Consider the following 13,176-nt stretch of genomic DNA (forward strand, 5'->3'; position numbering starts at 1 on the left):
TATTGCGCGCGCAATCTATAGCGCCGCCTCGGTTCGACACAAGCATTGTGCGCATGATGGCATGCATGCGCATTGCTGGACCGTTGACGCGCCATGGTCGATTGTCGCATCAAGATCGAAACAGGCGGGCGTGAAGGCTCTGCCTTTATCAAGATTTGCCTTGGGAGGGCGTTCCGAGATGGCCGAACCGCAGCGCGCGCGACCGAAACCGACGCCGGAAACCCAGCATTTCTGGGACGGCACGAAAGCGGGCGAGCTGCGCCTGCAGCGCTGCGACGCCTGCGCGCATGTCTATTTCCCCCCGCGCCCGTTCTGCCCGTCCTGCGCCTCGCGCAAGGTCAGCATCTTCAAGGCGAGCGGCAAGGGTTTCCTCTACAGCTACGTGATCAACCACCGTCCCGCCGCGCCCGGCTTCACGCCGCCTTATGCGATCGCAGTGGTTCAGCTCGCCGAAGGGCCGCGGATGATGAGCAACATCATCGACTGTCCGCAGACGCCGGAAGCGCTTGAGCTCGACATGAAGCTCGAGGTCGCCTTCGAGGTACTCGACGACAAGATCACCCTCCCCGTCTTCCGTCCGGCGAAGGGGTAAGCCATGCGCAGGAACCAAGTTGCCGTCGTCGGCGCGGCCGAGACCACCGAGCTCGGCGTCGTCCCCAACATGTCGCAGCTCCAGCTTCACGCGGACGCGGCGCTCAACGCCATTGCGGATGCCGGGCTGAAACTCTCCGACATCGACGGCTTTGCCACCGCAGTCGAAACACCGCAGCAGGTCTGCCATTATCTCGGCATCAAGCCGACCTGGGTGGACGGCACCTCGGTCGGCGGCTGCTCGTTCATGCTCCACGTTCGCCATGCGGCGGCGGCGATCGAGGCCGGCCTGTGCAAGACCGTGCTGATCACGCATGCCGAGAGCGGCAAGTCGATGATCGGCAAGGCGCCGCGCTCGATTCCCGCCGACAGCCTGCAAGGGCAGTTCGAGGCGCCCTTCGGCGTCTACGGCCCGCCCAGCATGTTCCCGATCCCCGTACTGCGTTTCATGAAGACCTACGGCATCACCCATGAGCAGTTGGCCTCGGTGGCGGTGGTCCAGCGCGAATGGGCGGCGAAGAATCCGCGCGCAATGATGAAGGACCCGATCACGGTCGCCGACGTGCTCAGCTCGCGCATGATCGCCTACCCGTTCCGCCTCTTGCAATGCTGCCTCGTCACCGACGGCGGCGGCGCGCTGATCCTGACCTCGGCCGACCGCGCCAAGGATTTTCCGCGCAAGCCCGTCTACATCATGGGGACCGGCGAGAGCGTGGAAACGCCGATGGTCAGCCAGATGGAAACGTTCAATTCCTCGCGCGCGTTCAAGACCGCGGGCCCGCTGGCCTTCAGGGAAGCAGGTATCGCGCACGGTGATGTCAATCATCTCATGATCTACGATGCATTCGCGCATCTGCCGCTGTTCGGCCTCGGTGATCTCGGCTTCATGCCGCATGAGGAGACAGGCAGGTTCATCGCCGACGGCAATACCCGCCCGGGCGGCAAGCTCCCGCTCAACACCAATGGCGGCGGCCTGTCGTACATGCATTCGGGCATGTACGGCATGTACGCGCTCCAGGAGAGCGTGCGCCAGATGCGCGGGATTGCGCCGGCACAGGTGCCGAATGCGAAGATTTCGGTGTGCCACGGTGTCGGCGGCATGTTCGCCGCAAGTGGCACGATCGTGTTTACGAACGAGAGGTAGCTACTGTCATTCCGGGATGCGCCGAAGGCGCAGGCCCGGAATCCTTACTCCCGATGGTGGTTATGGATTCCGGGCTCGCGCCAAGGGGCCCGCCCCGGTATGACGACGGAATTTGGAACGGCTAGCGGAGAACCCACATGACAAAATCACTGCAAGACAAGGTCATCATCGTCACCGGCGCAGGCCGCGGCATCGGGCGCGAGATCGCGCTGCTCTGCGCGGCGGAGGGCGCCAAGGTCGTCGTCAACGATCCCGGTGGCGCCGCCGACGGAGCCGGTAGCAGCGCGACCCCCGCCGAGGAGGTGGTCGAGGAGATCAAGAAGCGCGGCGGCATCGCGGTCCCTAATTTCGAGTCGGTGGCGGAAGCTGTCCCTGCCAGCAAGATCGTGAAGACCGCGACCGATCATTTCGGCCGGCTAGACGGCGTCGTCAACAATGCCGGCATCTTGCGCGACATGATCTTCCACAAGATGAGCGTGGAAGCGTTCGAGGCCGTCATCAAAGTCCATTTGATGGGCTCGTTCTACGTCTCGCACGCCGCAGCGCGGATCTTTCGCGAGCAGGAGAGCGGCTCCTTCGTGCACTTCACCTCGACCTCCGGCCTGATCGGCAACTTTGGCCAGGCCAACTACGCCGCCGCCAAGCTCGGCATCATCGGCCTGTCGAAGTCGATCGCGCTCGACATGGGCCGCTTCAACGTCCGCTCCAACTGCGTCTCGCCGTTCGCCTGGACCCGCATGATCGGCACCATCCCGACCGAGACCGAAGCCGAGAAGGCGCGCGTCGAGAAGATCAAGCAGATGGGACCGGAGAAGATCGCGCCGATCTGCGCCTATCTGCTCTCCGACGCCGCCAAGGACGTCAGCGGCCAGATTTTCGGCGCCCGCATGAACGAGCTGTTTCTGTTCAGCCAGAATCGCCCGCTGCGCTCGGTGCACCGGAGCGAAGGCTGGACGCCGCAATCGATCGCGGAACACGGCATGCCGGCGCTGAAGGGCTCGTTCTACAAGCTCGACCGCTCCGCCGACATCTTCCCCTGGGATCCCGTGTAAGGGATCCCGTCCAGCCGCATTTCCGGCATCCCTGCCCTGCGATCTCCGGTTGTCTGGTCCGGAGATCGCCCCGCTTTACGCCCGATTGCGGGCGAATGGTGTCCTCCCAACAAAACTTTGGGAGGAAACCATGACAAGAACGCTGACCAACACCGACGACACGACTGCATGCGAGGGTGGCGGTCTCGGCCGCCGCACTCTCCTCAAGGGCGCGGCCACCGTCGCCGCATCGGCCCTGCTCGCCTCGCGCAGCGAGGCCCGCGACTTCGGCGCCAGTGCCGAGCCGCAGCGCTATCCCGACCCCGACATCGTCGTCATCGATCCCAAGCGCTTCAAGGCCAAGGTCGGCAACACCGCGATCAAGCGGCTCTATACAGGCTGCCTGTGGGCGGAAGGGCCGGCGTGGAATGCGCAAGGACAATATCTCGTCTGGAGCGACATCCCGGCCAACCGGCAGCTTCGCTATCTCGACGACGACGGCCATATCTCCGAGCAGTTCCACAAGCCGTCGAACGAAGCCAACGGCAACTCGTTCGACACTGAAGGACGCCAGATCAGCGCCGAGCGTACCCGCCTCGTCCGCCACGAGCACGACGGTTCGGTCACGACACTGGCCGAGCAGGCGGGCGGCAAGCCGCTCAACGGCCCGAACGACATGGTGGTGCACCCCAACGACAAGGCGATCTGGTTCACCGATCCCGGCTATGGCGCGATCAGCATCTATGAAGGCAAGCTCGCCAACACCGGCTCGCTGCAGCCCTTTCAGAAGGAAGCGGTCTATCGGCTGGACCCGCAAACCGGGCAGGTTTCAAAGGTCGCTGACGAGCCGTTCAAACCCAACGGCATCGCGTTCTCTCACGACTACAAAAAACTCTATGTCTGCGACACCGGCATCACGCACTACCCTGAGGCCAAGAACGTGGTGTGGTCCTACGACATCGACGGGCCAAAACTGTCGAACCCGAAGAAGCTGATCGACATGACGCTCGACGGCAAGTCAGGCTTCCCGGACGGCCTGCGCGTCGACACCGAGGGCAACATCTGGGTCGGTGCCGGCTGGGTGGGACCGGGCTACGACGGCGTGCAGGTGTTTTCAGGCGCCGACGGCGCACGCATCGGGCAGATCCTGTTGCCCGAGACCTGCGCGAATGTCTGCTTCGGCGGCAGGAAGCGCAACCGCCTGTTCATGACCGCGAGCCAGTCGCTGTATGCGGTCTATGTGGAGACCCAGGGGGCGCACTTCTGCTGAGTGACGCGAGTAGTGAGTGGCGAATGGCGAGTGGACTCCATTCGCTACTCGCCATTCGCTATTCACCTAACCCGTATTCCTCAGCCCCGCCGAAATGCCGTTGATGGTCAGTTGAATCCCGCGCAGCACCTGTTCGTCAGGGTTCTGCGCGCGATGCTCCTTCAGCAGCTCGACCTGCACGTGGTTGAGCGGATCGAGATAGGGGAAGCGGTGGCGCACCGAGCGCTCCAGCAGCGGGTTACCCTGGAGCAGCCGGTCCTGGCCCATGATGTCGAGCAGTGTCTCGATGCAGGAATGCCATTCGCGGCGGATGCGGCCGAAGATCTTCTCGCGCAGGGCTTCGTCCGGCACCAGCTCGGCATAGCGCGAGGCGATCGCGATCGAGCTTTTGGCCAGCACCATGTCCATGTTCGACAGCAGCATGCGGAAGAACGGCCATTCCCTGTAGAGCTCTTTCAGGAACGGCATGCCCTTGTCGGGATGCTCCGCGATCCATTGCTCGACCGCGCTGCCAAAGCCGTACCAGCCGGGCAGCATCAGGCGGCACTGCGCCCAGGAGAACACCCAGGGAATGGCACGAAGGTCCTCGATCGCGCGGGTCTTCTTGCGTGAAGCCGGACGGCTGCCGATGTTCAGCGTCGCGATCTCGTTGATCACGGTCGAGGCCCAGAAATAATCGACAAAACCGTCGGTCTCGTAGACGAGGCCGCGATAGGCTTTGAAGGCGAGGTTCGACAATTCGTCCATCGCGGTCAGGTATTCGCGGCGCGGCGCGCTCTGGCGCGGATGCAGCAGGCTCGCCTCCAGCGTCGCGGCGGCAAGGATCTCCAGATTGTTGCGGCCGACTTCGGCGTTGGAATATTTCGACGAGATGATCTCGCCCTGCTCGGTGATGCGGATCTGTCCGTTCACCGCGCCGCCGGGCTGGGCGATGATGGCATCATAGCTCGGGCCGCCGCCGCGGCCGACCGAGCCGCCGCGGCCGTGGAACAGGCGCAGCCGGATGCCGTGGCGCTCGAACACGTCGACGAGGCCGATCTCGGCCTTGTACAGCTCCCAGCCCGAGGTGACGAAGCCGCCATCCTTGTTGCTGTCGGAATAGCCGAGCATGACCTCCTGTACGCTGCCGCGGCTGTCGACGAGGCGGCGGTAATCGTGCAGCGACAGCATGCGGTCCATGATGCCGCTGGAGGCCTGCAAATCCTCGATGGTCTCGAACAGCGGCACGATGTTGATGGCGCTGCGCCCGGACGGATGGACGAGGCCGACCTCCTTGAGCAGCACGGCCACTTCGAGCATGTCGGACATGCCCTTGCACATCGAGATGATGCATTGGGGAATGGCGTCCGAGCCGAACTTCGCATGCGCCTCGGCCGCGGCATGGAAGACGTTGAGCTCGCCCATGGTCTCGTCGCTGTATTTGACGAATGGCGAGACCAGCGAGCGCGTTGAACGCAGCTCGTTGGTGAGCAGCGAGATGCGCGCCTCCTCGCCGAGCGCGAGATAGGACATGCCGGGGTTCGCGGCATCCATCAGCTCGGCGATGGTACGTTCGTGCACGGCCGAGTTCTGGCGGATGTCGAGCCGCGCCAGGTGGAAACCGAAGCAATCCACCGCACGCCGCAGCAGCCGCAGCCGGCCGCGGGCGATGACGCGGGCGTTGTTGGAGATCAGCGAGCGGTGCAGCACGTCGAGATCGGCTTGCAGCTCCTTGACGGTCTCGTAAGGCCTGCCCTTGCCGACGGGCCGGCGCGTGATCTCGACCTCGAGCTTTTCGGCCGTCGCCGTCAGGCGCGCATAGATGCCGGAGACCGCGAGACGATAAGGCTCGCCGCTCCGGTGCGGCGAGGTGTCGGGCGAGCGTTCCGCCAGCGTCCGCAGCTCCTCGGAGACGTCGGCGAGATGCGCCGCGATCGACAGCTCCGAGCCGAGCACATGCAGCTCGTTCAGATAGAACTGCATCACCCGGCTCGACTGGAGCCGCAGCGTCCCGCGCATCACGTCGGCGGTGACGAAGGGATTGCCGTCGCGGTCGCCGCCGATCCAGCTGCCCATGCGCAGGAACGAGGCGAGCTCGGCTGCCGCCTGCTCGCCGGCCTCCTCCAACCGGTCTTCCAGCACGTTGACCAGCCGCGGCACCTCGCGCAGGAAGGTGTAGTCGTAGAACGAGAGGCCGTTGGCGACCTCGTCGAGCACGGTGAGCTTGGTCCGGCGGAGCAGATTGGTCTGCCACAGCGTCAGCACCTCGCGGCGGAGCTGCTCGTCGCTGGCGGCGGCCTCGTCCGCGGTCAGCGCCACGCGCTCGCGGCGGTCGAGCAGGCTTGCGACCTCCATCTCGCGGTCCATGGTGCTCTTGCGGCGGACCTCGGTCGGATGCGCCGTCAGCACCGGGCTGACCAGCGCAGTCCTGAAGAAGCCGCGCAACGTATCGGCATTGATGCCGGCCGCCTTGGCGTGGGCGAGCGTCTCCGCCAGCACGCCGGAGCCGGCGCTTTGCGCGGCACTGCGGGCGCGCATCTGGCGGATGTTGTTCTGGTCCTCGGCGATGTTGGCGAGGTGGGAGAAATAGCTGAAGGCGCGGACGATCCGCACCGTCTCCGAGGTCGACATGCTGTCGAGGATCTGCTCGAGCTCGCGGCGCGCGAGCCGGTCCTCGTCGCGGTGGAACCGGATCGAGGTCTGGCGGATACGCTCGACCAGATCGAACAATTCGGCGCCCTCCTGGTCGCGCACCGTGTCGCCCAGGATGCGCCCGAGCAGGCGGATATCGTCACGCAGCCGCGCATCCGCTTCCAGCGCCTGGGCGTCCTCAGGGCGATTAGGGCGGCTGTCAGTGGCGTCGGATGGCACGGTCTGGAGGGACATGGCTCGCTTCCTTGTTCGAGCTCGCTTGGCTGCCCGGCTCAACCGAGTGTGCAAGTTTTTTGCCGCAGCGCAAGATGAAGTTGGGGGCGGCGCACACTAAGGGCGGCGATCGCTCCGTGCGGCTAGGCCGGCACGATCACCTTGCCGATCGGCCAGAGCGCGATGCCGGCGAGCTTCAGATGGGCCCAGGCGAAGGGGATGCCGATGATGGTGATCGCGAGGACCAGCGCTGTCACGAGGTGGCCGAGCGCCAGCCACCAGCCGGCCAGCACGAACCAGATGATATTGCCGATCACCCCGAGCGGCCCGGTGCCGATATCGCTCTCACCGGTGACCTCGTAGCGGTTGACCGCCCGCGAGCCGAACGGCAGCAACGTGTAGACGGCAATGTTGAACGCCGCCCGCGCCCAGGGCAGGCCGATGATGGTGATGGCCATGATGACCGCGGCGACCAGCCAGCCGAACGCCATCCAGGCGCCGCCGATGAGGATCCAGAGGATGTTGAGCAGGATGGAAACGGGGGTCATGGGATGATCCGGAGGTCGATGACCCCACTTATATAGGCTCGAAAGCTATTGCTGCGAAGACAGCTCCGATATCTTCCGAGATCAAAGTCCATGGCGGCGGCTGCGTTCGGCGCGCAGCGACGCCCCGACAAACCCGACATCCTCGATTCCGCGGGACATCTCCCTCGCGCAGAGCCAAAGCGTCATCGCGGCCACGCCGAGCGCGGCCAGTGCGGACACCAGAAGCGGATTCGAACAGAAGGTGTCGAGCAGGTTCTCCAGCGGAACAGACCCGCTTGGCCGGGGCGGCCCGCACGCCGAGGACGCTGCGGCCCAGCCGCCAAGCATCGCGCTGGCTGCGTTCGCTCCGGCCAGCACCACAACGACAATCGCGAGGCCCTTCTTCACGGAGAGCGCGAGATCAACCAGCTTCACCACGACACAGCACGTCCCCGCGAAGACGATGGCCACGCCCCATGTCGAAGATCCCGCGGACAATCCCTGTGCCTGACCAGCCCACCCCCAAAATGCGGCGACGCAGGCAAGCAAAGTGAGGTTGACCTTCACCCCTTCCGGAAATTTGCAGCGAAGGACATAGGCATTCGCCTTTTCAACAAGGTCCAGCAATGCGCATGCGATCAAGCCAGCCGCAAAGCCGCCGAGATGTACGCCCCAATCGATCCGCGAATTGCTGAACGCGAACACGACATTCAATCCGATGTTGATGGCGAAGAAGTCGAACCTGAGGTCGAGCTTGCCGAGGATCCACAGGCAAAGCAGCGCACCCAGGATGCCTGACGTGGCGCCGGATGCGCCGACCGTCAAATAAGGCGTGGAATGGATGGCGTTGCCAATGATGGCGCCGAACACCATCGCGCAGAGATAGATGATGAGGAAATAGGCCGGTCCGACCCGCCTCTCCAGATGCCCGCCCCACAGCACCAGACACAACATGTTCATGGTGAGGTGGACGAAATTGACGTGCAGGAAGCCATAAGCGAGCAGGCGCCAATATTCGTGCCGCGCCAGCGCGGTCGAATACATTCCGCCGTAACGATACAGCAACTCGGCCGGCGCCGACGGGCCGCCCGCCTGGATGAAGCAAAATCCCGATGCGAGGACCGTTACCGTCATCAGCGCGTAGACGGCGGCATGCGGGACTTCGAAAAAGCTGGAGCGGTATGAGGGCATGGATGATCGCAAGCGGCTCGTGAGGAAGCGGCAAACTAGCCGAGCCGACCAATCATTGCTACCCCAGCGTGTGCTATCCGGCCCTGCCTACCGCCCCTCGAACTTCGGCTCGCGCTTCTCCATGAAGGCCTTCATGCCCTCGGCCATGTCCTGGGTCTTGAACAGCGGCAGGAGCTGGAGATAGACGTGGTGGACGTGGTCAGAGAAGTTCTCGTTGAGCCCCATCCGCATCATGCGCTTGGAGGCCTGCACCGCGAGCGGCGCATTGGCGGCGATCTCGCGGGCGATCGCAGTGGCGCGGTTCATCAAATCGGCATCCGGCACGACCTCGTTGGCGAGGCCCCATTCGAGACACTCGCGGGCGCTGAGCGTGCGGCCGGTGAAGATCAGCTCGGAGGCCTTGGCCCATCCGAGCATGCGCGGCAGCAGCCAGGTGCCGCCGGATTCCGGCACGACGCCGCGCTTGACGAAGGCGGCAGCGAGTTTCGAGGACTCCGCCATGACGCGGATGTCGCAGCCGAGCGCAGTGTCCATGCCGTAGCCGGCAGCGCCGCCGTTGACGGCGCAGATGGTCGGCTTGTCCATTGCCTGCAGCACGGTCGGCGGCGTGTTGCGCAGGTTGATCGTGGTCGGCGAGGACGCGGCGCTGAGGCCGTTGCCGTCGCGCTCCTTGCGCAAATCGAGGCCGGCGCAGAATGCCCGCCCCTTGCCGGTGAGGATCACGACGCGGACGTTCTTGTCCTCATTGGCCTCGGTCAGAAGGCGCGCGAGATCGTTCAGCATCGGGCCGGAGATGGTGTTCATCCGCTCCGGCGCGTTCAGCGTGATGGTCGCTATGAGGTCGGCGACGGTGTAGAGGACTTCGTTGGTTGCGTCGGTCATGATGAATGCTCCTCCATCCGTTGTCTCGTAGGATGGGCAAAGGCGCGCTCGCGCCGTGCCCAGCGACTGTCTCCGTAAGCGAATTTGGTGAGCACGCTCCGCTTTGCCTTCCCTACGGGTCCTCGTCGAGCTGTCAGATCTTCCGCCCCGCCTGCTCCCAATAGGGATCGCGGAGACGACGCTTGAAGATCTTTCCGGAGTCTTCGCGCGGCAGCCCCGAGTGGATCTCGATATGCTTCGGCACCTTGTAGTCAGCGAGCGAGGTCTTCAGCCGCGCACGGACATCGGCGGCTTCAAGCGTGATGCCTGGTTGGGGCTCGACCACGGCCATCAGCGCCTCGCCGAACTCGGCATCGGGGATGCCGAACACGGCGCAATCGTGTACGCCGGGCACGGCGTGGAGCACGGATTCGATCTCCGCCGGATAGATGTTGACGCCGCCGGAGATCACCATGTCGCGCTTGCGGTCGCAGATGAAGACGTAACCGTCGTCGTCAATGTAGCCGACGTCGCCGGAGGTGATGAAGCCGTCGCGGTCGATCTCGACGCGCTTCTCCGGCTTGTTGTGGTAGGTGAAGTCGGCCATCCCGGCCATGCGGGAATAGATCTCGCCGATCTCGCCCACGCCGAGCATGCGGCCGTCGTCGCCGATGAAGCGCAGCTCGGCGCCGGGCGAGATCTTGCCGACGGTGCCGGGTTTCTTCAGTGCGTCCTCGGAGGTCGCAAACGTTACGGCGCCGGATTCGGTCGAGCCGTAGAATTCGTAGATCACCGGCCCCCACCATTCGATCATGGCGCGCTTGACTTCGGCCGGACAGGGAGCCGCGGCATGGATGATGTGGCGGAGCGAGGAGACGTCGTACTTCCTGCGCACCGTCTCCGACAGCTTCATCAGGCGGATGAACATGGTCGGCACCATGAAGATGGTGTCGATCCTGTACCGCTCGATGAGTTCAAGAAACTCTTCGGCCTCGAAGCGTGGCATCAGCACCAGCGCGCCGCCGAGCTTGCCGGCGCGAATACCGAACGAGTTCGGCGCGGAGTGATAGAGCGGACCCGGCAGAATTGCGCGCGCGCCGGGCTTCAACCCATAGATCATCGCACGCATGCGCTCACCGGCGGCCTGCTGATCCGGTGTCGGTGCATGGCGCCGCACGCCCTTGGGATGACCTGTTGTCCCCGAGGTGTAGATCATGTTCATGGGCTGCGGGACGACCGGGCCGTCATAGGGCTGGTATTGCGCGAGCCAAGATTCGAAATCGATCGCGAAGTCCGGCGTCTTCAGATGATCCGGATCGATCTTGTAGTTGGGCAGGATCTCCGGCGGCGTCGGCACGCTGAGCACGGTGACGCCCTTCGGGATCGCATCGCGCAAGGCGTGCAGCATGTCGGCATGTCCGATCAGAACGGACGTGCCGGTATCCCCGAGGATGTAGTTGATCTCCTCCGGCTTGAAGTGCCAGTTGATCGGGACGCCGTAGGCGCCGAGCCGCATCGCGGCGTAGGCAGCCTCCAGGAAAGCGATGTCGTTGCGCATCAGCATGCAGACGCAATCGCCTTGCTTGATGCCGATTTTGGCGAGGCCGCTCGCGATGCGATCGGCGCGGGCGGCGACTTCAGTGTGGGCGCGGCGACGCTCGCCGGAGACGATGCCGAGGAAATGGGACGTTTCGCTCATTTTTGTTTTTCTTTGTTGCTCGCGACGGTCTTAGTTAGTCGCCATCACCGGGCTCGTCCCGGTGATCCACGTTCTTGCTTCGCCGCCCGGATCAAGAACGTGGATGGCCGGGACATCTAGCGAGAAGACGCGCTTCGCGCTCTTGCCCGGCCATGACGGAGAGACTCAATCTGCATACCTCGCCGCGCGCTTCTCCAGATTGGAGCGCACCGCTTCGGTCTGGTTCGCGCTGCCGATCAGCTTCTGCTGCTCGACGGACTCGGCAAGCAGCGCGGGACCCGGATCGACCGAGAGATTGTTGAGCAGGCGCTTGGCAGCCCGGATCGCATCGGGGCTCTTGCCGGCGATCTCGCGTGCGACTTCGAGGGCTGCGGCGCGCGGATCATCGCAGATGCGCGTGGCGAGGCCGTAGGTCATCGCCTCCTGTGCGGAGAAGATGCGCCCCGTATAGGTGAGATCGCGCAGGATGTCGTCGCGCACGAGCGAGGCCAGGATCGGCGTTCCGGCCATGTCGGGCACGAGGCCCCATTTGATCTCCATCACCGACATCCGCGCATCGGAGCTGAGGAAGCGCATGTCAGCACCGAGCGAGAGCTGGAAGCCGCCGCCGAACGCAACGCCGTGCACGGCCGCAATCACGGGAACTGGAAGCTGGCGCCACCCCCATACCGCCTGCTGCGGGAAGTTTGCCTGACCATGCGTCCGCTTGGTGAGATCGCGATTTTCGCCACCCGGAATTCCATTGCCGCCCTTCTCCTTCATGGCGGCAAAACGCCCCATGTCGAGACCGGCGCAGAAGGCGCGGCCTTCGCCCGAGAGCACGACGACACGCACGCCTTTTTCCTTCGAAAGCCGCTCGGTTGCGGCAACTAGGGCCTCGAACATGGCCTGATCGAGCGCATTCATCTTGTCGGCGCGCACCAGACGCACGTCGGCGACGCCTTCCGAGATCGAGATCGAGACGCGCTCTTCCATGGATGAATTCTCCCCTGTTCTTGTTCGGTGCCGCTTTACAGAAAGCTGACGGCCAGATTTAGTCAATCGACCAATTAACTGACAATCCGTACGGGAGAAACAGCCATGTTCAAGGAAAATCTTCTGGCTGGGCGGCGCATTCTCGTGACCGGCGGCGGCACCGGGCTCGGCAAGTCGATGGCGGCGCGCTTCCTCCAGCTCGGCGCCGAGGTCCACATCTGCGGCCGGCGCAAGATCGTCTGCGACGAGACCGCGACCGAATTGATGGATCAGTATGGCGGCCGCGTCACCAGTCACGGCGTCGACATCCGCAACGCGCTCGCGGTCGAAGAGATGGTCGAGAATATCTTTCGTGACGCGCCCCTCACCGATCTCATCAACAACGCCGCCGGCAATTTCATCTCGCGCAGCGAGGAGCTCTCGCCGCGCGGCTTCGATGCCGTCGCCAACATCGTCATGCACGGCACGTTCTACGTGACCCATGCGGTCGGCAAGCGCTGGATCGCCTTGAAGCAGCCGGGGAACGTGGTGTCGATCACCGTGACCTGGGTGCGCAACGGCTCGCCTTACGTGGTGCCGTCGGCGATGAGCAAGTCGGCGATCCACGCCATGACGATGTCGCTTGCGACCGAATGGGGTCGCTACGGCATCCGCCTCAACACGATCGCGCCGGGCGAGATTCCGACCGAGGGCATGAGCAAGCGCATCAAGCCCGGCGACGAAGCCGGCGCGCGCACCAAGGCGATGAACCCGATGGGCCGCGTCGGCACCATGGAGGAATTGCAGAACCTCGCAGTGTTCCTGATCTCCGGCGGCTGCGACTGGATCACCGGCGAGACCATCGCGATGGACGGCGCGCAGGCGCTGGCGATGGGCGGCAATTTCTACCAGCTCCGCGACTGGAGCGACGACGACTGGAAAACCGCGCGCGAGAGCATCATGGCGCAGAACGAGAAGGACCGGGCGAAGCGGGGGTGATCTCGCGTTGCGAGGGAAGACGTGTGAGCGGCTGACGCTCTCACTCCGCCCTCAATTGTCGTCCC

The 13,176-nt window shown here is 64.3% G+C and carries 11 protein-coding genes; 5 read left to right on the forward strand and 6 right to left on the reverse strand.

The genetic code is table 11. The features are described 5' to 3' along the window. Nucleotides 1–178 precede the first annotated feature (178 nt). The 4 genes from JQ627_RS04640 to JQ627_RS04655 all read left to right on the forward strand — a co-directional run bounded on the left by JQ627_RS04640 (nucleotide 179) and on the right by JQ627_RS04655 (nucleotide 4,036). On the forward strand, nucleotides 179–592 hold the full coding sequence (locus JQ627_RS04640) for a Zn-ribbon domain-containing OB-fold protein (RefSeq protein WP_212482946.1): 414 nt from the start codon (nucleotides 179–181) through the stop codon (nucleotides 590–592). A gap of 3 nt (nucleotides 593–595) precedes the next feature. Beyond that, a complete protein-coding gene (locus tag JQ627_RS04645) occupies nucleotides 596–1,735 on the forward strand; it encodes a thiolase C-terminal domain-containing protein (RefSeq protein ID WP_212482947.1) in 1,140 nt (379 codons plus the stop codon). Nucleotides 1,736–1,872: 137 nt separating this feature from the next. Continuing rightward, nucleotides 1,873–2,787 carry an SDR family oxidoreductase gene (locus tag JQ627_RS04650; RefSeq protein WP_212482948.1) on the forward strand — a complete coding sequence of 305 codons (915 nt, stop codon included), beginning with the start codon at nucleotides 1,873–1,875 and terminating at the stop codon, nucleotides 2,785–2,787. Nucleotides 2,788–2,917: 130 nt separating this feature from the next. Continuing rightward, nucleotides 2,918–4,036, forward strand: a complete 1,119-nt coding sequence (locus tag JQ627_RS04655; protein WP_212482949.1) for an SMP-30/gluconolactonase/LRE family protein — start codon at nucleotides 2,918–2,920, stop codon at nucleotides 4,034–4,036. Between the two features lie 66 nt (nucleotides 4,037–4,102). Here JQ627_RS04655 and ppc read toward each other — a convergent pair whose 3' ends face one another. The 6 genes from ppc to JQ627_RS04685 all read right to left on the reverse strand — a co-directional run bounded on the left by ppc (nucleotide 4,103) and on the right by JQ627_RS04685 (nucleotide 12,133). Further along, entirely contained in the window at nucleotides 4,103–6,901 is a 2,799-nt protein-coding gene (ppc, locus tag JQ627_RS04660) for a phosphoenolpyruvate carboxylase (RefSeq protein ID WP_212482950.1), read from the reverse strand. Nucleotides 6,902–7,023: 122 nt separating this feature from the next. Then, nucleotides 7,024–7,428 (reverse strand): YccF domain-containing protein, encoded by a 405-nt coding sequence (locus tag JQ627_RS04665; RefSeq protein WP_212482951.1) that lies wholly within the window; start codon nucleotides 7,426–7,428, stop codon nucleotides 7,024–7,026. Between the two features lie 81 nt (nucleotides 7,429–7,509). Next, nucleotides 7,510–8,598, reverse strand: a complete 1,089-nt coding sequence (locus JQ627_RS04670; RefSeq protein ID WP_212482952.1) for a rhomboid family intramembrane serine protease — start codon at nucleotides 8,596–8,598, stop codon at nucleotides 7,510–7,512. A gap of 87 nt (nucleotides 8,599–8,685) precedes the next feature. Further along, nucleotides 8,686–9,480: an enoyl-CoA hydratase/isomerase family protein gene (locus JQ627_RS04675; protein ID WP_212482953.1), complete on the reverse strand. Its 795-nt coding sequence runs from the start codon at nucleotides 9,478–9,480 to the stop codon at nucleotides 8,686–8,688. A gap of 133 nt (nucleotides 9,481–9,613) precedes the next feature. Next, nucleotides 9,614–11,158 (reverse strand): acyl-CoA synthetase, encoded by a 1,545-nt coding sequence (locus tag JQ627_RS04680; RefSeq protein ID WP_212482954.1) that lies wholly within the window; start codon nucleotides 11,156–11,158, stop codon nucleotides 9,614–9,616. 165 nt (nucleotides 11,159–11,323) lie between these two features. Next, complete coding sequence (locus JQ627_RS04685) at nucleotides 11,324–12,133, reverse strand: crotonase/enoyl-CoA hydratase family protein (RefSeq protein WP_212482955.1); 810 nt, start codon at nucleotides 12,131–12,133, stop codon at nucleotides 11,324–11,326. Nucleotides 12,134–12,238: 105 nt separating this feature from the next. Here JQ627_RS04685 and JQ627_RS04690 point away from each other — a divergent pair, with 105 nt between their 5' ends. Then, nucleotides 12,239–13,111, forward strand: coding sequence for an SDR family oxidoreductase (locus JQ627_RS04690; protein ID WP_212482956.1), 873 nt, complete (start codon nucleotides 12,239–12,241; stop codon nucleotides 13,109–13,111). Nucleotides 13,112–13,176: the final 65 nt, after the last annotated feature.

This window comes from Bradyrhizobium liaoningense (genome assembly GCF_018130785.1).
In the GTDB taxonomy this organism is placed as follows: domain Bacteria; phylum Pseudomonadota; class Alphaproteobacteria; order Rhizobiales; family Xanthobacteraceae; genus Bradyrhizobium; species Bradyrhizobium liaoningense_A.

Excerpts from the sequence above, each read along its gene's own strand:
- JQ627_RS04640 (WP_212482946.1), top strand. The coding sequence starts at position 179 with ATGGCCGAACCGCAGCGCGCGCGACCGAAACCGACGCCGGAAACCCAG.
- JQ627_RS04670 (WP_212482952.1), bottom strand. The coding sequence starts at position 8,598 with ATGCCCTCATACCGCTCCAGCTTTTTCGAAGTCCCGCATGCCGCCGTC.
- JQ627_RS04685 (WP_212482955.1), bottom strand. The coding sequence starts at position 12,133 with ATGGAAGAGCGCGTCTCGATCTCGATCTCGGAAGGCGTCGCCGACGTG.
- JQ627_RS04645 (WP_212482947.1), top strand. The coding sequence starts at position 596 with ATGCGCAGGAACCAAGTTGCCGTCGTCGGCGCGGCCGAGACCACCGAG.
- JQ627_RS04680 (WP_212482954.1), bottom strand. The coding sequence starts at position 11,158 with ATGAGCGAAACGTCCCATTTCCTCGGCATCGTCTCCGGCGAGCGTCGC.
- JQ627_RS04675 (WP_212482953.1), bottom strand. The coding sequence starts at position 9,480 with ATGACCGACGCAACCAACGAAGTCCTCTACACCGTCGCCGACCTCATA.
- JQ627_RS04665 (WP_212482951.1), bottom strand. The coding sequence starts at position 7,428 with ATGACCCCCGTTTCCATCCTGCTCAACATCCTCTGGATCCTCATCGGC.
- JQ627_RS04655 (WP_212482949.1), top strand. The coding sequence starts at position 2,918 with ATGACAAGAACGCTGACCAACACCGACGACACGACTGCATGCGAGGGT.
- ppc (WP_212482950.1), bottom strand. The coding sequence starts at position 6,901 with ATGTCCCTCCAGACCGTGCCATCCGACGCCACTGACAGCCGCCCTAAT.
- JQ627_RS04690 (WP_212482956.1), top strand. The coding sequence starts at position 12,239 with ATGTTCAAGGAAAATCTTCTGGCTGGGCGGCGCATTCTCGTGACCGGC.
- JQ627_RS04650 (WP_212482948.1), top strand. The coding sequence starts at position 1,873 with ATGACAAAATCACTGCAAGACAAGGTCATCATCGTCACCGGCGCAGGC.